General features: G+C 71.0%; 21 protein-coding genes and 1 pseudogene. 14 read left to right on the top strand and 8 right to left on the bottom strand.

The annotated features are described in order from the left end of the window. Window positions 1-146: 146 nt before the first annotated feature. Complete coding sequence (locus ACZ7NC_RS03230) at window positions 147-1,022, bottom strand: undecaprenyl-diphosphate phosphatase (RefSeq protein ID WP_471484436.1); 876 nt, start codon at window positions 1,020-1,022, stop codon at window positions 147-149. Between the two features lie 256 nt (window positions 1,023-1,278). On the opposite strand from ACZ7NC_RS03230, the gene ACZ7NC_RS03225 reads away from it, so the two are divergent. Both ACZ7NC_RS03225 and ACZ7NC_RS03220 read left to right on the top strand, forming a co-directional pair. Next, window positions 1,279-1,782 carry a DUF6807 family protein gene (locus ACZ7NC_RS03225; protein WP_471484435.1) on the top strand — a complete coding sequence of 168 codons (504 nt, stop codon included), beginning with the start codon at window positions 1,279-1,281 and terminating at the stop codon, window positions 1,780-1,782. A 9-nt stretch (window positions 1,783-1,791) separates the two neighbouring features. Further along, the gene (locus tag ACZ7NC_RS03220) at window positions 1,792-2,418 is read left to right on the top strand and encodes a nucleotidyltransferase family protein (RefSeq protein ID WP_471484434.1); all 627 of its coding nucleotides are present in this window, start codon (window positions 1,792-1,794) and stop codon (window positions 2,416-2,418) included. Between the two features lie 68 nt (window positions 2,419-2,486). On the opposite strand, the gene ACZ7NC_RS03215 is transcribed toward ACZ7NC_RS03220, so the two are convergent. Then, window positions 2,487-2,957: a winged helix-turn-helix transcriptional regulator gene (locus ACZ7NC_RS03215; RefSeq protein ID WP_471484432.1), complete on the bottom strand. Its 471-nt coding sequence runs from the start codon at window positions 2,955-2,957 to the stop codon at window positions 2,487-2,489. Between the two features lie 163 nt (window positions 2,958-3,120). Between ACZ7NC_RS03215 and ACZ7NC_RS03210 the strand changes: the two genes are divergently transcribed. Further along, window positions 3,121-4,290, top strand: coding sequence for a thiolase family protein (locus tag ACZ7NC_RS03210; protein WP_471484430.1), 1,170 nt, complete (start codon window positions 3,121-3,123; stop codon window positions 4,288-4,290). A 22-nt stretch (window positions 4,291-4,312) separates the two neighbouring features. On the opposite strand, the gene ACZ7NC_RS03205 is transcribed toward ACZ7NC_RS03210, so the two are convergent. Then, complete coding sequence (locus ACZ7NC_RS03205) at window positions 4,313-5,098, bottom strand: TVP38/TMEM64 family protein (RefSeq protein ID WP_471484429.1); 786 nt, start codon at window positions 5,096-5,098, stop codon at window positions 4,313-4,315. A gap of 49 nt (window positions 5,099-5,147) precedes the next feature. On the opposite strand from ACZ7NC_RS03205, the gene ACZ7NC_RS03200 reads away from it, so the two are divergent. From ACZ7NC_RS03200 to ACZ7NC_RS03185, 4 genes are all read left to right on the top strand, one after another. Continuing rightward, on the top strand, window positions 5,148-5,870 hold the full coding sequence (locus tag ACZ7NC_RS03200) for a DNA alkylation repair protein (protein ID WP_471484427.1): 723 nt from the start codon (window positions 5,148-5,150) through the stop codon (window positions 5,868-5,870). Between the two features lie 295 nt (window positions 5,871-6,165). After that, the gene (gene tuf, locus ACZ7NC_RS03195; RefSeq protein WP_471484426.1) at window positions 6,166-7,335 is read left to right on the top strand and encodes an elongation factor Tu; all 1,170 of its coding nucleotides are present in this window, start codon (window positions 6,166-6,168) and stop codon (window positions 7,333-7,335) included. A gap of 112 nt (window positions 7,336-7,447) precedes the next feature. Further along, a complete protein-coding gene (locus tag ACZ7NC_RS03190) occupies window positions 7,448-8,293 on the top strand; it encodes a spermidine synthase (protein WP_471484424.1) in 846 nt (281 codons plus the stop codon). A gap of 6 nt (window positions 8,294-8,299) precedes the next feature. Next, window positions 8,300-8,503 carry a hypothetical protein gene (locus ACZ7NC_RS03185; RefSeq protein WP_471484422.1) on the top strand — a complete coding sequence of 68 codons (204 nt, stop codon included), beginning with the start codon at window positions 8,300-8,302 and terminating at the stop codon, window positions 8,501-8,503. Here ACZ7NC_RS03185 and ACZ7NC_RS03180 read toward each other — a convergent pair. Continuing rightward, window positions 8,487-9,788 carry an MFS transporter gene (locus tag ACZ7NC_RS03180; RefSeq protein WP_471484421.1) on the bottom strand — a complete coding sequence of 434 codons (1,302 nt, stop codon included), beginning with the start codon at window positions 9,786-9,788 and terminating at the stop codon, window positions 8,487-8,489. The genes ACZ7NC_RS03185 and ACZ7NC_RS03180 overlap by 17 nt on opposite strands. 197 nt (window positions 9,789-9,985) lie before the next feature. On the opposite strand from ACZ7NC_RS03180, the gene ACZ7NC_RS03175 reads away from it, so the two are divergent. Continuing rightward, window positions 9,986-10,438, top strand: a complete 453-nt coding sequence (locus ACZ7NC_RS03175; RefSeq protein WP_471484419.1) for a DUF4442 domain-containing protein — start codon at window positions 9,986-9,988, stop codon at window positions 10,436-10,438. Between the two features lie 65 nt (window positions 10,439-10,503). Here ACZ7NC_RS03175 and ACZ7NC_RS03170 read toward each other — a convergent pair. Further along, window positions 10,504-10,819: pseudogene (locus ACZ7NC_RS03170) on the bottom strand (UTP--glucose-1-phosphate uridylyltransferase); the annotation flags it as partial. A gap of 352 nt (window positions 10,820-11,171) precedes the next feature. On the opposite strand from ACZ7NC_RS03170, the gene ACZ7NC_RS03165 reads away from it, so the two are divergent. The 3 genes from ACZ7NC_RS03165 (at window position 11,172) to ACZ7NC_RS03155 (ending at window position 15,464) form a co-directional block, all read left to right on the top strand. Further along, window positions 11,172-13,013, top strand: coding sequence for an RICIN domain-containing protein (locus ACZ7NC_RS03165; RefSeq protein ID WP_471484418.1), 1,842 nt, complete (start codon window positions 11,172-11,174; stop codon window positions 13,011-13,013). A 188-nt stretch (window positions 13,014-13,201) separates the two neighbouring features. Continuing rightward, window positions 13,202-14,746 (top strand): carboxylesterase/lipase family protein, encoded by a 1,545-nt coding sequence (locus ACZ7NC_RS03160; RefSeq protein WP_471484417.1) that lies wholly within the window; start codon window positions 13,202-13,204, stop codon window positions 14,744-14,746. Window positions 14,747-14,819: 73 nt separating this feature from the next. Then, window positions 14,820-15,464 (top strand): DedA family protein, encoded by a 645-nt coding sequence (locus ACZ7NC_RS03155; RefSeq protein WP_471484415.1) that lies wholly within the window; start codon window positions 14,820-14,822, stop codon window positions 15,462-15,464. Between the two features lie 66 nt (window positions 15,465-15,530). Here the strand turns inward: ACZ7NC_RS03155 and ACZ7NC_RS03150 are convergent, their stop codons facing one another. Further along, window positions 15,531-16,061 (bottom strand): gamma carbonic anhydrase family protein, encoded by a 531-nt coding sequence (locus ACZ7NC_RS03150; protein ID WP_471484413.1) that lies wholly within the window; start codon window positions 16,059-16,061, stop codon window positions 15,531-15,533. A 110-nt stretch (window positions 16,062-16,171) separates the two neighbouring features. Here ACZ7NC_RS03150 and ACZ7NC_RS03145 point away from each other — a divergent pair, with 110 nt between their 5' ends. After that, entirely contained in the window at window positions 16,172-17,002 is an 831-nt protein-coding gene (locus tag ACZ7NC_RS03145; protein WP_471484411.1) for an acyltransferase, read from the top strand. Between the two features lies 1 nt (window position 17,003). On the opposite strand, the gene ACZ7NC_RS03140 is transcribed toward ACZ7NC_RS03145, so the two are convergent. Continuing rightward, the gene (locus ACZ7NC_RS03140) at window positions 17,004-17,861 is read right to left on the bottom strand and encodes a DMT family transporter (protein ID WP_471484410.1); all 858 of its coding nucleotides are present in this window, start codon (window positions 17,859-17,861) and stop codon (window positions 17,004-17,006) included. A 107-nt stretch (window positions 17,862-17,968) separates the two neighbouring features. Here ACZ7NC_RS03140 and ACZ7NC_RS03135 point away from each other — a divergent pair, with 107 nt between their 5' ends. Together ACZ7NC_RS03135 and ACZ7NC_RS03130 are read left to right on the top strand one after the other, a co-directional pair. Further along, on the top strand, window positions 17,969-18,541 hold the full coding sequence (locus tag ACZ7NC_RS03135; RefSeq protein ID WP_471484409.1) for a helix-turn-helix domain-containing protein: 573 nt from the start codon (window positions 17,969-17,971) through the stop codon (window positions 18,539-18,541). Window positions 18,542-18,585: 44 nt separating this feature from the next. Continuing rightward, on the top strand, window positions 18,586-19,146 hold the full coding sequence (locus tag ACZ7NC_RS03130; RefSeq protein WP_471484407.1) for a YbaK/EbsC family protein: 561 nt from the start codon (window positions 18,586-18,588) through the stop codon (window positions 19,144-19,146). Between the two features lie 4 nt (window positions 19,147-19,150). Here the strand turns inward: ACZ7NC_RS03130 and ACZ7NC_RS03125 are convergent, their stop codons facing one another. Beyond that, entirely contained in the window at window positions 19,151-20,266 is a 1,116-nt protein-coding gene (locus tag ACZ7NC_RS03125) for a cation diffusion facilitator family transporter (protein ID WP_471484405.1), read from the bottom strand. Between the last annotated feature and the right edge of the window lie 57 nt (window positions 20,267-20,323).

Below are 20,323 nucleotides of genomic sequence, written 5' to 3'. Positions count from 1 at the left end.
TACCGGACGGCTACGCACACGTATGTGATTGGTCACGGATTTTCGGGGGGGCCGCCGTAGAACTCCCGCATCGCCTCCCCGCACGCGGCTGTACTCCGGGTTGACGCGGGCGAACTGCTGGGTGAGGGCCATGCGGGGCTTGGCTGTCAGCCCGCCGACTCCGCCGCGTGCGGGCTCAGGACACCCGCTGCCACCAGGGCGAGGATGACGATGCCGAGTGCGATGCGGTACCAGACGAACGGCATGAAGCTCTTGGTGGAGATGAACTTCATGAACCATGCGATGACCGCGTAACCGGACGCGAAGGCGATCACCGTCGCGAAGATCGTCGGGCCCCAGGAGACATGGTCGCTCTCCATCGCGTCCTTGAGCTCGAAGAGACCCGAGGCGAGGACGGCCGGGATCGCCAGGAGGAAGGAGTAGCGGGCCGCGGCCTCGCGGTTGTAGCCCATGAAGAGGCCGCCGCTGATGGTCGCGCCGGAGCGGGAGACGCCGGGGACGAGCGCCGCGGACTGGCACAGGCCGAAGATCAGGCCGTCCTTCACGTTCAGGTCCTCGAGCGACTTGCGCTGCTTGGGCGCGCGGTGCCGGCCGCCCGACTCGTCGCGGGCCGCCATCCGGTCGGCGATGCCGATGATGATGCCGACGACGATCAGCATCGTCGCCGTGATGCGCAGATCGCGGAAGGGCCCCTCGATCTGGTCCTTGAGTGTCAGGCCGAGCACACCGATCGGGATCGAGCCGACGATCACCAGCCAGCCCATCTGGGCGTCGTGGTCGCGCCGCATCTCCTTGTTCGTCAGCGACTTCAGCCACGCGGCGATGATCCGCCCGATGTCCTTGCGGAAGTAGATCAGTACGGCGGTCTCGGTGCCGATCTGCGTGATCGCCGTGAAGGCCGCACCCGGGTCCTCCCAGCCCGAGAACGCCGCGGTCAGCCGCAGATGCGCGCTGGAGGACACGGGGAGGAACTCGGTCAGCCCCTGGACGAGTCCGAGGATGAGGGATTCAAACCAAGACATGAAGTTACGGAGTCCAAGTGCTGATCGTGGCAAGGAGTAACGGGGGACACAGCGTCGGCGGCGCAGTGATCGCGAGTGTCGAGGGGCAGCGTAGCGTCCCTCGATGACAGGCCCGGCACGGGGGCTCGGCGGACGCTCGCCGACCCCGGCCATAGCGGTCCTGACCTGCGGCAGGGCCGCCGCTTACGTTGCTGCGAACTGAAAGCGCCTGCTGTCCGGCGTCTGGCTGCCTCTGTCCGTCCGGGGAGGCCGCCGGGTGACCGGTCTGCGTATCGTCCACTCCTACCGCGACCGCATCACCGTGACCGACGAGGTCACCGGCGTCGAACTGCTCGCCAACATCTACCGGCCCGAGGGCGTCTGGGAGGCCCCGAAGCCGTACGTCCACCCGCTCCGGACCCTCGCCGGCGACGTCCCGAGCGGGTCGGGCCGATGGCGCACGCCGGCTTCGGCGAGGTCTCCGCGGACGGTGACCGCGTCGTCATCGCCGAGCGCTCGGGCCTCTTCTCGCGCGGTCCACGCGCCCTCCAGGGCGACCTTCGCACACGCCCCCGAGAACGCACACCCCAGCGACCGGGCACCCTGCCCACAATGGTTCGTACGCGACGAGCCTTTCGCGGGCGTCACTCCCGACTTGGCCCTCCACGCCGAACTGGAACTCCCGCCCGGCGACCCCCTCACCCGCCGCTACCGGGGCGTGGGAGTGGGAGGCGATCGTGAAGCACCTGGAGAGGCATCCCTGGTATGCGCCGGGTGGTAGGCATGTGGGGTGATCGGTCGCCTCCCGCTCGACGAGCAGCTTGCCCGCCTCAAGTCCGTACTCTCCCGCAACGAGGTGCTGTTGGAGGTGTTGAACCGCACGGCGGCACTGGAGTTGCCCGGCTGGTACGTGACGGCCGGGTGTGTCTTTCAGACCGTGTGGAACGTGGTCACGGACCGGCCGCCCACCAGTGGGATCAAGGACTACGACGTCTTCTACTTCGACGAGAGGGACCTGTCCTGGGAGGCTGAGGACGCGGTCATCAGGGCCGCCGACGAGCTCTTCGCCGGGCTGCCGGCTGAGGTCGAGGTCCGCAACGAGGCCCGCGTCCACCTTTGGTACGAGCAGAAATTCGGCGTCACATGCGCTCCGTACTCCTCCACCGAGGCGGCCATCGACAGCTTCGCGGCGACGACCTGCTGTCTGGGGGTCCGGCTGGAGGCGGGCGCGCGTTGGCGCGTTTACGCGCCGCATGGGTTGTCCGACGTGTTCAATCTGGTCGTTCGTCCCAATCCGGTGCTCGCCCCGCGCGAGGTGTACGAAGCCAAGACGGCGCGCTGGCGTCGGCAGTGGCCCGAGCTGACCGTACTGGACTGGCCTTCGGCGTCTGGTCCTCGGACGCGGTTCTTATCCTGATGTGAGGGCGCGCGTGAGTCGCCGTGGGCCGGGAGTGGGATGTCTGCCCTTGGGGCCGGAGCCTCGGATCACGCCGCCGTCGGTCCCGAGACCGACCATCCGGGGGTCTGAGGATGCGCCCTGAGGTCCTCGTGGCGTACTGGGTCGCCGCAGGCCTGGCAGGTCACGATCGCGAGGAGTTCGTTGCCGCAGGTGTGCTCGATGACCATGGGGCGGTCGTCGTTCTGGCGCAGGTGGCGGTCGCCCCAGGCCATGAGGGTCATCAGGACCGGCTCCAGCTCCAGCCCGGCCTGCGTGGGCCGGTACTCGAAGCGCTGGGGGCGCTCGCTGTAGGCGCGCTTGGTGAGGATGCCGGCGTCGACGAGGCGGCGCAGCCGGGTGGCGAGGATGTCGCGGGGGGCGCCGATGTTGCGTACGAGCTGGTCGAAGCGGCTGTTGCCGAGGCACACCTCGCGCAGGACGAGCAGGGAGTACTTCTCGCCCACGAGCGCCAGGGCGTCGGCGATGGAGCAGGGGCGCGGGTCTTTGGGGGCGGCCATGGCGCTCAGTCTAAGGGGCGGGTTCGGCTTTCCAACCTTGTGGGTTTGTTTTTCCAACCTGTCGGGCTACAGTGAGTTCGGATTTCCTACTCACCGGTAATCGAGCCGGTCCCGGCACCGTTCCGCGTGCCGGTCGTCGCCGGCGGCCAAGGAGGCCCGCACCATGCGTGACGCAGTGATCGTCGAAGCCGTACGCACCCCGATCGGCAAGGGCAAGCCGAACGGCTCCCTGGCGCACGTCCACCCCGTCCAACTCCTCGCCCACACCCTGCGCACCCTCGTCGAGCGCTCCGGTGTCGACCCGGCGCTGATCGACGACGTCATCGGCGGCACCGTCGACCAGGTCGGCGAGCAGGCCATGAACACCACCCGCTACGCCGCCCTGTCGGCGGGCTTCCCGGAGACCGTCCCGGCGACCACCGTGGACCGTCAGTGCGGCTCGTCCCAGCAGGCCGTGCACTTCGCGGCCCAGGGTGTGATCTCGGGCGCGTACGACCTGGTCGTAGCCTGTGGCGTCGAGTCGATGAGCCGCGTGCCGATGTGGTCGAACGTGCCGCCCGGCAAGGACCCCTTCGGCCCCGGCATCGCCGAGCGCTACCCCGAGGGCCTGATCCCGCAGGGCGTCAGCGCCGAGCTGATCGCCGCCAAGTGGTCGATCACGCGCGAGCAGATGGACGCGTTCGCCGTCTCCTCGCACCGCAAGGCGTCCGCCGCCTGGGACCAGGGCCTGTTCGACGCCGAGGTCGCGCCTCTGGAGGGCGTCTCGCGCGACGAGTGCGTACGACCGGGCAGCACCCCCGAGATCCTCGCCGGCCTCAAGCCCGCGTACTACGACCCGGCCTTCGCCGAGCGCTTCCCGCAGATCGAGTGGAACGTCACCGCGGGCAACGCCAGCCCCATCAACGACGGCGCCTCCGCCGTCCTCATCACCTCCAGCGAGACGGCGGCCCGCCTGGGCCTGCACCCCCTGGCCCGGCTGCACAGCTTCGCCGTCACCGGCTCCGACCCGGTCCTCATGCTCACGGGAGTCATCCCGGCGACCGAGAAGGTGTTGCGCCGGGCCGGGCTGGCCCTGGACGACATCGACCTGTTCGAGGTCAACGAGGCCTTCTCCAGCGTCGTACTGGCCTGGCGGCAGGAGACCGGCGCCGACCTCGACAAGGTCAACGTGCACGGCGGCGCGATAGCGATCGGGCATCCGCTGGGCGCGAGCGGCACCCGGCTGACGACGACGCTGGTGCACGCCATGCGCGAGCGCGGCGCCCGTTACGCCCTGCAGACGATGTGCGAGGCCGGCGGACTCGCCAACGCGATGATCATCGAGTCGGTCTGAAAGCCCGCCCGACCCGGCCGGATCAGCGGCGGCGCAGGTGGTGGCGCTTGCGCCAGGCCACCACCGCGCCCGCGACCGCCGGCAGCGCGATGGCGGCCACCGCGATCAGGAACACCGGGGACGTCGGCTGCGAGGCCCGGGCACCGGCGACGACGTACGCGCCGATGTTCGGGATCGACCCGAGGGCCGTCGCGAGCAGGAAGGGGAAGTAGCCCATGCGGGAGACCGCGGCGGCGTAGTTCGCGGCCCAGAACGGCACGCCGGGGAACAGCCGCACCGCCAGCATCGACCGGAAGCCGTGCTTGCTGAACTGACGGTCCGCCGCCTTGAGCAGCCGGCCGCGCAGCAGCGGACGCAGGGCCTCCTGGCCGAGCATCCGGCCGAGCGCGAAGGAGATCCAGGCTCCGAGCACGGTGCCGGCCATCGCGGCGCCCATCCCCAGGGCCGAGCCGAAGAGCGCCCCGGCGGCGAGGTTCAGGATCGGTCGCGGCACGAAGGCCACGGTGACCAGTCCGTACGCCACGGCGAACAGCACCACCGCGACGGGACCCCCGACCTGGGGCGGCCAGCCGTTCGCCAGGAGCTTGTGCGGCTCGAAGAGCAGCACGGACGTCGCGGCCGCCGCGAGCAGGACCAGGAGCAGGGACAGCCGCGTCCACGGCGAGAGCAGCGCTCTCGTGCAGCGCGTGGCGAAGCCTGCGGGGGCGGGCGCCGGTACGCGCGTGGAAACGGCGAGTTCCTTGGCGGCGGCCTGCGCTGAGGCCGCCGTGGCGGTGCCCCCAGAGCGGGTGGTGGCATCGTCGAGCATTCGGCGACAGTAACCGACGAAGATGTGTGATCGCCGTATGGTTCACCTCATGGGCGTCACAGGTACGGGAACACTGGAAGTACCGCGCAGTGTCCTGGCCGACACGGTGCTGGAGCGTCTCGTCACCACATACGGCGCTGCGGCCGACCCCGAACGCGCCCTGTCCATGCGGGCGTACATGAAGGACGTGGCCCCCTTCCTCGGCCTCACCACCCCCGCGCGCCGCGCCCTGTCCCGCACCGTCCTCCAGGGCACACCGCGCCCCGACGAAGCCGACTGCACGGCCATCGCGCTGCGCTGCTGGCAGCTCCCGGAGCGCGAGTACCACTACTTCGCCGTGGACTATCTCCGTCGCCACGTGGCGCGCTGCTCCTCCGGCTTCCTGCCGGTGGCCCGCCATCTGATCACGACCGTCTCCTGGTGGGACACCGTCGACCTGCTCGCCTCGCATGTCGTGGGCGGGCTCGTCCTCGCCGACCCGAAGCTCACGGCGGAGATGGACGCCTGGATCGCGGACGACGACCTGTGGGTGGCCCGTACGGCCCTGCTCCACCAGCTGCGCTACAAGGAACGCACCGACACCGAGCGCCTCTTCGCCTACTGCCTGCGCCAGTCCGGCCACCCCGACTTCTTCATCCGCAAGGCCATCGGCTGGTGCCTGCGCGAGTACGCCAAGACCGACCCGGACGCCGTACGGGACTTCCTGGCGCGCGAGCGGGGGCGGTTCGCACCGCTGTCGGTGCGGGAGGCGCTGAAGAACATCGGCGCCTGAAGTCCCGTACCGCGGAAAACCATTCGCCTGAAAGCCATTCGCCTGAAAACCATTCGACGTCGGGCAAAGCGTCGGCAATGATCGACGTCATGTTCCGGCACGCCTTCGTCCTCGCAGCATCCGCGGTCGCGGATGCTCCGAAGGCTGCCGTTCCGGTCCTCCTGGCCGCAGCCGACGGCGCCCGAAGCTGACCCTCTCCGGACAGTCCGGCGGACCCCGCAGGGGGAGGGTCGGCAAGTCCTTGGGGTCCCCATCTCCTTCGCAGAGACTTCTGCAGAGACTTCGAGGTACAGCCATGTCCAAGACGGCATACGTGCGCACCAAACCGCATCTGAACATCGGCACGATGGGCCATGTCGACCACGGCAAGACCACGTTGACGGCCGCCATCACCAAGGTCCTCGCCGAGCGAGGCTCCGGCACCTTCGTCCCCTTCGACCGCATCGACCGCGCGCCGGAGGAGGCCGCGCGCGGCATCACCATCAACATCGCGCACGTCGAGTACGAGACCGACACCCGCCACTACGCGCACGTCGACATGCCGGGTCACGCCGACTACGTCAAGAACATGGTCACCGGCGCCGCGCAGCTGGACGGGGCGATCCTCGTCGTCTCCGCGCTCGACGGGATCATGCCGCAGACCGCCGAGCATGTACTGCTCGCCCGGCAGGTGGGCGTCGACCACATCGTCGTCGCCCTCAACAAGGCCGACGCGGGCGACGAGGAGCTCATCGACCTCGTCGAGCTGGAGGTCCGCGACCTGCTCACCGAGCACGGCTACGGCGGCGACGCCGCGCCCGTCGTACGGGTGTCGGGGCTGAAGGCGCTGGAGGGCGACCCGAAGTGGACGGCGTCCGTCGAGGCGTTGCTCGACGCGGTGGACACATACGTTCCGATGCCGGAGCGGTATGTGGACGCGCCGTTCCTGCTGTCCGTGGAGAACGTGCTCACCATCTCCGGTCGGGGGACCGTGGTGACCGGGGCCGTGGAGCGGGGGACGGTGCATGTCGGAGACCGGGTCGAAGTGCTCGGTGCCGGGCTGGAGACCGTCGTCACCGGCCTGGAGACCTTCGGCAAGCCGATGGACGAGGCGCAGGCCGGGGACAATGTGGCGCTGTTGCTGCGCGGGGTTCCGCGGGACGCCGTCCGGCGGGGGCATGTGGTCGCGGCGCCGGGGAGCGTGACGCCTCGAAGTCGGTTCTCCGCGCAGGTGTATGTGCTCTCGACCCGTGAGGGCGGGCGCACGACTCCGGTCACCACCGGGTACCGGCCGCAGTTCTACATCCGTACGGCGGATGTGGTCGGGGACATCGACCTCGGTGAGGCGGGTGTCGCACGGCCCGGGGAGACGGTCGCGATGACCGTCGAGCTGGGGCGTGAGGTGCCGCTGGAGCCGGGGCTCGGATTCGCCATCCGTGAGGGTGGCAGGACGGTGGGGGCGGGGACCGTGACCGCCGTCGTGTGAGGGGGCGCGGTGTGGGGGACTGCGGGATCGTCGTGGCTGGTCGCGCAGTTCCCCGCGCCTCTGAAGGGGCGCTCCCGTGTCCGGCGGCAAGAGGCCCCGGCACAATGAGAAGGTGAATGAGCCCATACCCGTCACCCGGTCCGTCGACCATGGCATCGCCAAGCTGATGCCCGATGTCGATCGCAAGAGGGCGTGGTTGCTCACCGTCGACGGGGCGCCTCAGTCGTACGTCGATCTCGACGAGCCGACCCATCTGGAGTTCGAGTACGCGCGCCGCCTCGGACATGTGCTGGACACCGTCGCCGAGGCGGGGCGCGCTCTGGACGTGCTGCATCTCGGGGGCGGCGCGCTCACGCTGCCCCGGTATCTGGCGGCGACCCGGCCGGGCTCGCGGCAGGACGTCGTCGAGGCCGACCGTGGGCTGATGGACCTGGTCGCCGAGCATCTGCCGGTGCCGGACGGGAGCGGCATCCGGCTGCACGCCGGGGACGCGCGTGCCTGGCTGGAGACGGCCCCGGACGACTCGGCCGACGTGCTCGTCGCCGATGTCTTCGGCGGCTCACGGGTGCCGGCGCATCTGACGTCGGTCGCGTACGTCCGTCAGGCCGAGCGGGTGCTGCGGGGTAGCGGCGTCTATCTCGCCAACCTCGCCGATTCCGCGCCCTTCGCCTTCCTGCGCTCCCAACTCGCCACGTACGCCACGCGGTTCGAGGAGCTCGCGCTGATCGCCGAGCCGGGTGTGCTGCGTGGGCGGCGGTTCGGGAACGCGGTGTTGGTCGCGGCGCACCGGCCCGTCGACACGGTCGCCTTGGCTCGGCTCGCTGCTTCCGACGCTTTTCCGGCTCGGGTGGAACACGGTTCCGGCTTGCGGGAGTTCATTGGTGGGGCGCGGCCGGTGCGGGATGAGGAGGCCGTGCCGTCACCGGAGCCTCCTGAGGGGGCTTTCGGTATCGGCTGAGGGGTCGTGGTGATCGCTGAGCCTGGTGTGCTGCGCGGGCGGCGGTTCGGGAATGCGGTGTTGGTGGCGGCGCACCGGCTCGTCGACGCGGTCGCCTTGGCTCGGCTTGCCGCTTGCGACGCCTTTCTGGCTCTGGTCGAACACGGTTCCGGCTTGCGGGAGTTCATCGGCGGGACGAGCACACGCCGTGCCGTCACCCGGGCCCTCTGACGGGGCTCTCGGTATCGGCTGAGGCGGGTTTGCCGGCCGCCGTCACCTGCTTCGTACGACGCCTCAGGTTCCGTACGTCCGCCACGCACAGGACCGCCGCCGTGACGACCACGACCAGCGCGGCGCAGCCCCACAGGGCCGACGTGCGTCCGAACGTCGCCTCCGCCGGACCGGCGAGGGCCGTCGCCAGCGGGACCAGGGCGACCGAGCCGAACCAGTCGTACGCGGCGACCCGGGACAGCTTCTCCTCGGGTATCTCCTGATGGAGTGCCGTCATCCAGGAGACGCCGAACACCTCCAGCGTCACGCCGGTCAGGAACATCACCGCGCACAGGACGGCGATCGGCACCGGCACGGCGAGCGCGGCCGAGGGGAGGGCGAGCGGGAAGACGCACAGGGTGCCGGCGCGCAGGAGTCGGCGTGGCTTCCAGCGGGTCATGAGGAGGGCGCCGGCGACCGTGCCCGCCCCGAAGAAGCCCAGGGCCAGGCCCCAGGGACCGGCCCCGCCCAGATGGTCCCGGGCGACCAGGGGACCGTAGACCGCGTCCGCCGCGCCGACGACCGCGTTGGCGATGGAGAACTGGACGACGATGCCCCACAGCCACGGCCGCCCGGCGAACTCCCGCCAGCCCTCCCGCAGATCGGCGAGCATGCCGCCGCCCGGCGTGCGCCGCGGGATGTGACTCACATCGAGGAACGCCCGCATGGAACCGGCGACCGCGAAGGCCGCCGCGTCCGCCGCCAGCACCCAGCCGGGCCCGATCACGGCCACCATGGCACCGCCGAGCGCCGCACCGCCGACCGCCGCACCCTGCATCGCCATCCGGAACACGGCGAACGCGCGGCTCGCCTGCTCCCCCTGCACCGAGGACAGCAGCATGCCCTCGGCCGCCGGGCTGAAGAACGCCTGGCCGGTGCCGCCGAGCGCGGTGAGCAGCATCATCTGCCACAGCCGTGCCTCCCCGGAGAGGACCAGTACGGCGAAGGCGGCCTGTGAGACGCAGTTGAGGGCGTTGGCCGCGACCATCACCCGGTGCCGGGGAAGACGGTCCGCGACGGCGCCGCCGATCAGCAGGAAGAGCACCAGGGGCAGGGTGCGGGACGCGGCCACCAGGCCCACGTCCCCACCGTCGCCGCCCGCCTCCAGCACCGCGAACGCCGCGGCGATCAGCGCGCCGTGACTGCCGAGGTTCGTGACGAACGCGGCGGCGGTCAGGAGGCTGTAATTGCGGCCCGCCCACGAGGGACGGCGGGGACGGGGGCGGGGATCGGCGGCGGAGGTCACCGGCCGACTATCGCCGCCCGGGCCTCGATTTGCCAAGCGGATTGCAGGTCACGGGCCGTATGAGCCCGTCTGACAGGGCAGGGGCGGGCCGCGGTGGGGCGGCTGTGCGGAGACGACGCTCGGCGCGGCGCATACGACGCTCGTCACATCGAGTTCAACCTGTTCCCAAAATCCTACTCATGGGTAACATGACTGTCATGAGCGCAGACCAGATGTCCATCGGCGAGATGCTCGCCGCCACCGTGCCCATGGCCCGGACCCTGAACCTCGAGTTCCTTGAGACCACGCCGGACAAGGCCGTGGTGTCTCTGCCGGACCAGAGCGAGTACCACAACCACGTGGGCGGGCCGCACGCCGGCGCGATGTTCACGCTCGGCGAGTCCGCCAGCGGCGCGATCGTGCTGGCCGCGTTCGGCGACCAGCTCTCGCGTGCCGTGCCGCTCGCCGTCGGCGCCGAGATCGCCTACAAGAAGCTCGCCATGGGCGCCGTCACCGCCACCGCGACGCTGGGCCGCCCGGCCGCCGAGGTCGTCGCGGAGCTGGACGCGGGGCAGCGCCCCGAGTTCCCGGTGACGATCGCGATCCAGCGCGCGGACGGAGCCGTCACCGGTGAGATGACCGTTGTGTGGACCCTGCGGCCGAACAGCTGAGCCCGGCCTCCTGGGACAAGCAGGGGCCCCACCGGGCCCCTGTTTTCTGATCGGCTCGTGACCCCTCAGGCCGCGAGCCGTCTCCGCTGCACCGCGCCGCCCTCCAGTCCGGCCACGAACTCCTTCAGCCAGGACACGAACTCCGGCCCCAGATCCGGCCGGTCGCATGCCAGGCGGACCACCGTGCGCAGGTAGTCCGGCCTTGTCGCCGGTGTCGTACCGCAGGCCGTCGAAGACGACTCCGTGGGCTGTGCCGCCCGTCGCCGACTCCTGGAGCGCGTCGGTGAGCTGGATCTCGCCGCCGCGGCCGGGCGCGGTGTGCTCCAGGACGCCGAAGACCGCCGGGTCGAGGACATAGCGGCCGATGACCGCGTAGCGGCTCGCGTCGATGGTGGGTCTCGTGTGGGGGACGATCACGCAGCCCATGCATGCGGCATGCGGAATTGAAGATTCCGTGGACTGATGTCCTTTGTTCGCGCACAAGTTGGCGTCCGGCGCGATGGCGATTTCGAATACGGGTGCGGATACCGCCGGTAACTTCTTTTGAATTTCTCGCTTTTTGAACGTCGGTCACTCGAACTTCTTGTTTCCTGTGCGTCGCTTGTGCGAAAGTGAGCGACCCCGATAGCCGGGTCCAGGTGAACCCGGTCCAGGTATGCACCAATCAGGCACCTGCTTTTCCGACGGACGCGCATTCTCCTTGCCGTCCTGAGGCTGGGAAGGAAATGGTTCAGTGCAATCCCCCAACCCCCCACGACCGCCGTACCCGCCCCGTCCCGGAGTGAGCTCCGGAGAGTCCGACCGCCATCTCGTGGCGAAACTGGGCGAGGACGCTGCGGCCTCCCGTGCCGTCGCCCTGTTGATGGCGCGGCACTGGCGAGCCACCCACGACTACGCGGCCATCTGCCTGGTGTCCACGGAGAGTTCGGCCGCCATCGTGGCCGCCGCGGCGTTCCATCGAGTGCTCCGCCGACCGGCCGCCGGCGCGCTGCGCCCCCAACTCCTCGTCGCCGTAAGGGACATGGTGAAGGAGTGGGCGGCAGACGACGGTATTTCCGCATTACTGCCGGAACTCGGCAAACCGACCGGTGGGCGTGGGCTGCGTGCCGCGCGGTCCGTGACGCCCGAAAGGCGGCAAATCGCCGAGCGTGCATTCCAGGCCCTGCCGGGAGCCTCGCAATGCCTCCTCTGGCACATCGAGGTCGAGGCGGAACCGATAACCATACCCGCTGGTCTGCTGGGGGTGGACGCAGCCACGGCGTCGGCCGCGCTGGAGGGAGTGCGCGAGCAATTCCGCCGGGGTTGTGTCCGCGCCCACGGCGAACTCGCGCCCACCCGGGAATGCCGCTTCTACAACCGCCTCCTCGACGTCCCCATTCGCCGCGGCGGAGCTCTGCTGCCCGATGTCCAGCAGCATCTGATGGAGTGCCGCTACTGCCGGCACGCCGCCGAGCAGCTCAGCCATTTCGAGGGCGGTCTTGAGGTGCTGCTCGCCGAGACCGTGCTCGGCTGGGGTGCCCGCCGCTACCTCGACTCCCGGCCCGGACGAGGCGGCTCGGGACCGACGTCGTGCGACCGCCCCCGACGCGGCGGCCGCCACCGCCCGGAGCGGATCGCCCCGCCGCGCGGACGCGGCAAGGCCGTCGCCGTGGGGGTCGGGCTGACCGCCCTCGCCCTGCTCGTGACCGTGCTCACCGCGAAGGGCTGGTCCGACGAGAACGGCGTCCCGGGCGCCCACGCCACCTGGGGCGTGCCCAGCTCCAGGTCCGTCCACCCGAGCGCCGTCGTCGAGCCCTCGTCCGAAGGTTCGCCGTCGGCCGCCTCGGCCGAGAGCCCCGTCGAGATCGCCCAGGGCAGGCTCCGCAACCTCGACGGCGGCCTGTGCCTGGACCTGCACGACGGTGTGGTCCGTACCGGAGTCCGGGCCGAGCTGGCGCAGTGCTCGCCCGCCGCGTCCCAGCAGTGGTCGTACCGGGACAACGGCGTGCTGCGCAGCGCCGCCGACCCCGCCCTCTGTCTCGACTCCGACCCCGACGAGGGCACGGTCGTGCTGGCGAACTGCCTCGCCCACGCCGGCGAGGTGCGCTACGACCTCACCGTCCACGGCGAGCTGCTGCTGCGCCGGGCCGCTCGGGTGGCGGTCGGGCGCGGCGAGCGCGGGAGCGTCGTCGTCGCCGAACGCGACGGCTCGCGGGCGCAGCGCTGGATGCTCGACGGGGGACTGGCCGACGTAGGCGGGCAGAAGGAGGAGGAAAGGCCGCGGAACGGCCACGATGCCGGGCGTCAGGGGAAGAGGGAGCAGGACGCCGCGCCCCTGGAGCCCGATCGCGGCTCCCCGCACGACGGCGTCCCCGAGCCCCCCGGTGCCGAGCCTTCCGAGGACGGGCCGGATCAGCCTGCGGAGACCCCGCAGTCGCAGTACGAGACGCGGTACGTCCAGGCCGAATCCGGCGACGAACCCGCACCCGACACCCCTGTCGAGTCCGTCGCGGCCCTGCCGGCCGAGGCAGCTGCCACGGTGTCCGCGGTCGTCGGCACCGCCACGACCACGCTCGACTCCGCCCTCCGCCAGTAAGGGGTCACCCGGCCGGGGTGACCTCGCCGGGGTGACCTCGCCCGGCCGGGCGCCCACCTTCAGTCCTTGATGTCATTCGGCCGTTTCTCGTTCGCGTCATTGACACGAGTCACCGGGGTTCATAGTTTTCCCGCCGCACGCGTGCTGTCCCATGTTCATCAAGCGGAGGTGGACCGGTGATACGTCGTATGTCCGTCGCACTCATGGCTCTCGCGGCAGCCCTCGTCACTCCCGTGCCGGCGCAGGCGGCCGACCCACCCGTCGTCCGCACCGACGCCGGCTGGGTACGGGGCGAAACCACCGCCGAGGGACGGCAGTTCCTCGGCATCCCCTACGCGCAGCCACCGGTCGGAGGGCTCCGCTGGCGCGAGCCACGCCCGGTGCGGCCCTGGCAAGGCGTGCGTACGGCAGGGGACTTCGGCAACAAGTGCGTGCAGGGCGCGGGTTGGGACCCCGGCTACGAGCAGCCGAGCCACACCGAGAACTGTCTCGACCTCAATGTGTACGTCCCCGAAGGCGCCGCCCGCCGCGCGGTCCTCGTCTGGTTCCACGGCGGTGGACTCACCGCCGGGGCCGGTCAGGACGTCGTCCCCGACACCTTCGCCCGGCAGACCGGCACGGTCGTAGTGACCGTCAACTACCGCCTCGGGGCCATGGGCTTCCTCGCCACCGACGGACTCGACGGCGAGGCCGGCGACGGGGTGTCCGGCAACTTCGGCATGCTCGACCAGCAGGCGGCGCTGCGCTGGGTGCGGGCCAACGTCGGCCGCTTCGGCGGCGACCCGGGCCGCGTAACCATCGCGGGCGAGTCGGCGGGCGGCCGCTCGGTCTGCACCCAGCTGGCCTCACCGACGGCGAAGGGCCTGTTCCGCGCCGGGATCATCCAGAGCGGGGCGTACGACGACTGCGCCGCGCGCACCCATGAGACGGCCGTGGCCCAGGGTGCCGCCTTCGCGCGGAAGCTCGGCTGCGCGGACCTGGCCTGTCTGCGGGCCAAGCCGGCCGCCGAGATCCTGGCCGCGCAGGGCGGGTTCGACTGGGGGCCCGTGACCGGCGGCGCCTTCCTGCCGAGGCAGCCGAAAGAGGCGTTCGCGCGGGGAGCCGCGGCCGACGTACCGGTCATGAACGGAGCCAACCAGGACGAGGGCCGCCTCTTCGCCTTCGGCCGCTTCGACCTGAACGGAACCCCGCTCACCGCCGACCAGTACCCCACGGTGATGCGGGCGGACTACGGCGAAGCGGCGCTCATGCGCTATCCCGTGTCGTCGTACCCCTCACCGACCATCGCCTACGCCACGGCCCAGGGCGACCAGCTCTTCGCCTGCCCGGCGCTCCGCCTCGACGGCACGCTCGCCGGACGCGGCAAGGTCTACGCCTACGAGTTCGCCGACCGCACCTCCCCGCCCTTCGCCTCCCTGCGGAACCTCGGCACCGACTTCGACTTCGGCGCGACCCATGTCAACGAGGTGCAGTACCTCTTCAAGCACTTCGGTCTGCAAACCCCGCTGAACGCCGAGCAGCGGAGCCTGGCGCGGCAGATGGTCCAGTACTGGGGCTCCTTCGTCCGGGACGGGGTGCCGCGGGCGACCGGACAGCCCGCGATGCCCGCCGGGACCGGCACCGTCCTGGCCCTGCGCACCACATCCGCCGGGGGGAACGTGCTGAGCGCCACCACGCATCGTGAGCACCAGTGCAACCTCTGGGACGCCGAGACCGTCACACAGAACGGGTAGGCTGCCCCGGCGCACGCTCACAGCTGAGCGTGCGCCGGGAAACACAGGGTCCAGGACTTGAGAGGAAGCGGCGTTGCACGTCCAGGAATGGCTCGAAACGGTGCCCCCGCTCGCCATCTATCTGCTGGTCGGCGTGGTCATCGGCCTGGAGAGCCTGGGCATCCCGCTGCCCGGCGAGATCATCCTGGTCTCCTCGGCGCTGCTCGCCTCTCAGCACGGTGAGATCAACCCCTTCGTGCTCGGCGCGTGCGCCAGCGCGGGCGCGATCATCGGCGACTCCATCGGCTACGCCATCGGTCGCAAGGGGGGCCGCCCACTGCTGGCCTGGCTGGGCGGAAAGTTCCCCAGGCACTTCAGCGAGGCCCATATCGCGACCGCCGAGCGCTCCTTCCAGAAGTGGGGCATGTGGGCCGTCTTCTTCGGCCGCTTCGTCGCCCTCCTGCGCATCTTCGCCGGCCCGCTCGCGGGCGTACTGCGGATGCCGTACTGGAAGTTCCTGACGGCCAACGTCCTCGGCGGCATCGTCTGGGCGGGCGGCACCACGGCGGTCATCTACTACGTCGGAGTGGTCGCCGAGTCCTGGCTGAAGCGCTTCTCGTGGCTGGGCCTGGTGGCGGCGGTCCTGGTCGGCCTGACGTCGATGCTGATCATCAAGCGCAAGGCGAAGAAGGCCCAGACGGCCCACCAGAAACCGGAGCCGGTGGCCGCCGGGGACTGAAAGGCCGCGCGGGGGCGCGGGGAACCGCGCGATCAGCCCCCGCGGACCGGAACACCGTGTACGACCCTAGGCCCCGTGCTCTTCCCGGTGCGCCTTCGCCAGCTCCGCGTACATCGTGCCGTTCAGCGTGACTCCCTGCCGCTCCTCCTCCGTCAGTTCCCGCTTCACCTTCGCGGGGACCCCGGCGACCAGGGATCCGGGCGGCACCACCATCCCCTGCGGCACCAACGCCTGCGCGGCCACAAGAGACCCGGCACCGATCACCGCGCCGTTCAGCACGGTCGCCCCCATCCCGACCAGACAGTCGTCCTCGACGGTCGCCCCGTGCACCACCGCGTTGTGCCCCACCGACACCCGCTCCCCGATGCTCACGGGAAACCCGGGGTCGGCATGCAGCGTGCAGTTGTCCTGGATGTTGGACCGAGCCCCGACGAAGATCCGCTCCACGTCACCCCGCACCACCGCGCCGTACCAGACGCTCGCGCCCGCCTCGAGCGTCACGTCCCCGATCACAGTGGAGGTGGGCGCGACGAACGCCTCCCCGTCGATCTTCGGCTCCTTGCCGCCGATGCCCATGATCAGCGCCTTGTGCGTCATCACCGTTCTCCTGTCGTCCGCGGTACAGCGGAACGCTACGCCACCCGGTAGGGCGAAGATCACAGGCCCTGCACCTCATAAGGGCGCCCTGCGGTAAGTACGGTGAGCGCGTGCCGAAGCGCAAGAACACGTTCTCATCCTGGCCCCGCCGACTGGCGCAGCGCGCCGTCCACGCCGGCTGGGCCTGGGTGCAGCGCACGGGTTCGGTGACGGCGGACCACCCCGGCCGCTTCCGCTTCGGCTCGATCGGCGAAGCCACCCGCCTGGCCTTCCCGCTCGGCACCGTCTTCGGCGAACCCTGGATCCACCTCGGCTCCCACTGCATCGTCGGCGAGCAGGTCACGCTGACCGCAGGCCTGATGCCCGACCTCGACCTCGGCCCGGAGCCGATCCTGCGCGTCGGCGACGGGGTCGTCCTGGGCCGCGGCAGCCATGTCATCGCGGACACGACGGTCACCATCGGCAGCGACTGCTACTTCGGGCCGTATGTCTACGTCACCTCCACCAACCACTCCTACGACGATCCCCACGAGCCCATCGGCAAGCAGTGGCCGCGCATGGAGCCGGTCGAGATCGGCCCGGGGTGCTGGATCGGCACCGGGGCCGTGATCCTGCCCGGCGCGCGCATCGGGCGGAACGTCGTGGTGGCGGCCGGCGCGGTGGTCCGGGGCACGGTGCCCGACCATGCCGTCGTGGCGGGGGCGCCCGCCCGTGTCGTACGGCGCTGGACTCCCGACGACGGCTGGCAGCCGCCGCTTCGGACGCCGGCGCCCGTGCCGATACCCGACGGGGTCACTCCCGAGCAGCTCCAGGCGCTGGCCGAGCTGGACGAGGAGACGGTGGCGAAGCTGACGGAGCTGGACGAGAAGGCGGCGGCGAAGCTGGCCGAGCTGGACCAGGAGGAGGCCGCCCGACTCGCCGAAGTGGATGCGGAGTCCTGAGTCAGCCGGCCGCCAGCAGCACTGTGCCGACCAGCGCGAGCCCCGCACCCGCCGCCTGAACCGCCCGCAGCCGCTCGCTGAGGAAGCCGCGCGCGGCCAGGGCGGTCACCACCGGGTAGAGCGAGGCGAGCACGGCGGCCACGGTGACCGGGCCGTGATGTGCGGCGACCACATAGGTGCCGTTCGCCGCGACATCGGCGAGGCCGACGAAGGCGAGCGCCGGCAGCGAACGCCAGGGGAGACCACCGTCCGGGAGGGCCGCGGCGCCCCGCCGCACGGAGGCGTACAGCGCGAGGCCGCCCGCCGCCACATTGACCAGGCGCTGGACGAAGAGCGCGAGGAACAGACCGGTGACAGTGGTCGACGCCTCCGCGATCAGCACGAACACCGTGCCGAAGCCGAAGGCCGCGACCAGCGTGAGCAGGATGGCCTGCCGCTGCACCGGGGCGCCGCGCAGCTGTGGTCCGCCCGCGAGCGCGACCCCGAGGACGGCGACCGCGATCCCCGCGACCTGCACCAGGCCCGGCCGCTCACCGAGGAAGAGGCCCACCCCGACCGGGACGGCCACGCCCACGGTGCCGAGCGGGGAGACCACGCCCATCGGGCCGAGCGCGAGCGCCTTGTAGAAGCAGAGCAGCGCGACCGGGCCCACCACGCCGGCCGCGACCGCGAACCACAGCTGTGAACCGGCCTCGCTCCAGGCGCCGGTGGCCACCACGATCGCTCCGAGCGCGGTCGCGGCCATCGTCTGGGAGAGGACGACCACCGTCAGTGCCGGGGTGCGCCGGGTCAGCAGACCGCCGCCGAAGTCGGCCAGCCCCCACAGCAGGCTTGTGGCCAGGGCGAAGAGCGCTGTCACGGGTGCCTCGCAGTACAGTTCGGTGCACGATCGGGTGCACCCCACCGTAGTGCAGTCGGGTGAACCCTGTCATCCAGAATATTGGACTCCGCAACGTTGGACGGAATGTGTCGGACCTCGATCTGCTCACCCAGTCCCTGGCGCGCAACGTCAAACACTGGCGCGCGGTGCGCGGCTTCACGCTGGACGTGCTCGCCGCCCGGGCGGGCGTCAGCCGCGGCATGCTCATCCAGATCGAGCAGGCGCGCACCAACCCCAGCCTCGGCACCGTGATCAAGATCGGTGACGCGCTCGGCATCAGCATCACCACCCTGCTCGACTACGAGCAGGGGCCGAAGGTGCGGATCGTCCCGGACGACCAGGTGGTGCGGCTGTGGCACACCGACGCGGGCAGCCACAGCCGGCTCCTCGCCGGGACCGAGGCGCCCGGCCCGCTGGAGATGTGGCAGTGGCGGGTGATGCCGGGCGAGAGCAGCGCCTCGGACCCGCACCCCGTCGGCACCGTCGAGATCGTCCATGTCACGGCGGGTGAACTCACCCTCACCGTCGACGGCACGGAGTACCTCGTCCCGGCCGGCTCGAGCGCCACCTTCGAGGCCGACGCCCCGCACACCTACGGCAATCAGGGCGACGTCCCGACGGAGTGGATGCTGGCGGTCTCGGTCCCGCCCGCCCGCTGAGACATCGCTCAGACGGCGTCGGCGGGCCTGTTAGCGTGCGCTTCATGGACGCACCCATCGGACACTTCGACAGTGCCACCCCCGCCCCGGACTGCCTCGACGACCTCACCCGTCCGGTCGCCGACGCCGTACGCCAGTGGCACGGCAGCGTCCCCGCCGACCAGATCATCTACGTCGAGACCGACCCGCAGTGGGCCGACACCGCCGTCTTCGTCGAGCACTACGGACAGGAACTGCTGGAGCGGTCCGCGAACTGCGTGGTCGTCGCAGGCAAGCGCGGCGGCGAGACCACACTCGCCGCGTGCGTCGTGCTCTCCACCACGCGGGTCGACGTCAACGGCGTCGTGCGTCGCCAACTCGGCGCCCGCAAGGCGTCGTTCGCCTCCATGGACACGGCGACCGGCGAGACCGGCATGGAGTACGGCGGCATCACCCCGCTCGGACTGCCCGACGGCTGGCCGGTGCTGGTGGACTCGGCCGTCGTCGACCTGCCGTACGTCCTGGTCGGCAGCGGGCGCCGGCGCGGCAAACTGCTGGTGCCGGGGAAGGCGTTCGCCGAGCTGCCCGGGGCGGTCGTACTGGAGGGACTGGGCGTCGCGATCTGACCCCTCAGGCCGCCGTGTGGTGGGCGAGGGCCAGATGCGGATCCGCTTCGCCCGGCACCGGTGCCGGATCCGCGTGGACCAGGGCCGCGGTGAGCCGGGGCACGGCGTGCAGCAGGGCGTGTTCGGCGTCCACGGCGATGGCGTGCGCCTGCCGTACGGTGGCCTCGCCGTCCACGACGACCGCCACCTCGGCGCGCAGCCGGTGCCCGATCCAGCGCAGTCGCAGCTCACCCACCTCGCGCACGCCCGCGACCTCCCGCAGCGCCTGCTCGGCCCGGTCCACCAGGGCCGGGTCCACGGCGTCCATCACCCGCCGGAACACCTCGCGCGCGGCGTCCCGCAGTACCAGCGTGATGGCGGCCGTGATCGCCAACCCCACGATCGGGTCCGCGAGTTGCCACCCCAGCGCCGCACCTGAGGCGCTCAACAGGACGGCCAGTGAGGTGAATGCGTCGGTGCGGGCGTGCAGTCCGTCCGCGACCAGCGCGGCCGAACCGATCTCCCGCCCGACCCGGATCCGATAGCGGGCCACCCACTCGTTCCCCGCGAACCCGACGAGTGCCGCCACGGCCACGGCCGGGATCTGCGTCACGGGCCGCGGGTCGAGGAGGCGGTCGACGGCCGTCCACGCCGCGAAGGCCGCGGACGCGGCGATCGTCAGCACGATGGCGATGCCGGCGAGGTCCTCGGCCCGCCCGTAGCCATAGGTGAAGCGGCGCGTCGCCGCTCGCCGGCCCAGGACGAAGGCGATCCCGAGCGGTACGGCGGTCAGCGCGTCGGCGGTGTTGTGCACCGTGTCGCCGAGCAGCGCCACCGACCCGGAGGCGACCACGACGACCGCCTGGGCGAGCGCCGTCGCGCCGAGCACCGCCAGTGAGACCCAGAGTGCGCGCATGCCGCGGGCCGAGGACTCCAGAGCGGAGTCCAGTTTGTCGGCCGTCTCGTGGGAGTGGGGTTTGAGGAGGTGGGTGAGGCGGTGGCGTACTCCGGCTCCGGTCCGGGAGTGCGGATGGGGGTGAGGGTGGGCATGGGCATGGGGGTGGGGATGGCCGTGACGGTGATCATGTCCGTGGTCATGGTGGTGATCGTGACCATGGCCTTGCTCGTGCCTGTCGCTCACGGCGGTCCCCTTCCGGTGCGCGGGAGTGGACGCGGGTCGCCCACGACGCCATTATGT

This window comes from Streptomyces sp. NPDC111802, from assembly GCF_055634335.1.
This window is presented reverse-complemented; position numbering and strand designations above follow the sequence as displayed.

Coding starts and splice junctions, on each gene's coding strand:
- ACZ7NC_RS03230 (WP_471484436.1), bottom strand. CDS start 1,022: ATGTCTTGGTTTGAATCCCTCATCCTCGGACTCGTCCAGGGGCTGACC.
- ACZ7NC_RS03215 (WP_471484432.1), bottom strand. CDS start 2,957: ATGGCCGCCCCCAAAGACCCGCGCCCCTGCTCCATCGCCGACGCCCTG.
- ACZ7NC_RS03210 (WP_471484430.1), top strand. CDS start 3,121: ATGCGTGACGCAGTGATCGTCGAAGCCGTACGCACCCCGATCGGCAAG.
- ACZ7NC_RS03205 (WP_471484429.1), bottom strand. CDS start 5,098: ATGCTCGACGATGCCACCACCCGCTCTGGGGGCACCGCCACGGCGGCC.
- ACZ7NC_RS03200 (WP_471484427.1), top strand. CDS start 5,148: ATGGGCGTCACAGGTACGGGAACACTGGAAGTACCGCGCAGTGTCCTG.
- tuf (WP_471484426.1), top strand. CDS start 6,166: ATGTCCAAGACGGCATACGTGCGCACCAAACCGCATCTGAACATCGGC.
- ACZ7NC_RS03175 (WP_471484419.1), top strand. CDS start 9,986: ATGAGCGCAGACCAGATGTCCATCGGCGAGATGCTCGCCGCCACCGTG.
- ACZ7NC_RS03160 (WP_471484417.1), top strand. CDS start 13,202: ATGTCCGTCGCACTCATGGCTCTCGCGGCAGCCCTCGTCACTCCCGTG.
- ACZ7NC_RS03150 (WP_471484413.1), bottom strand. CDS start 16,061: ATGACGCACAAGGCGCTGATCATGGGCATCGGCGGCAAGGAGCCGAAG.
- ACZ7NC_RS03130 (WP_471484407.1), top strand. CDS start 18,586: ATGGACGCACCCATCGGACACTTCGACAGTGCCACCCCCGCCCCGGAC.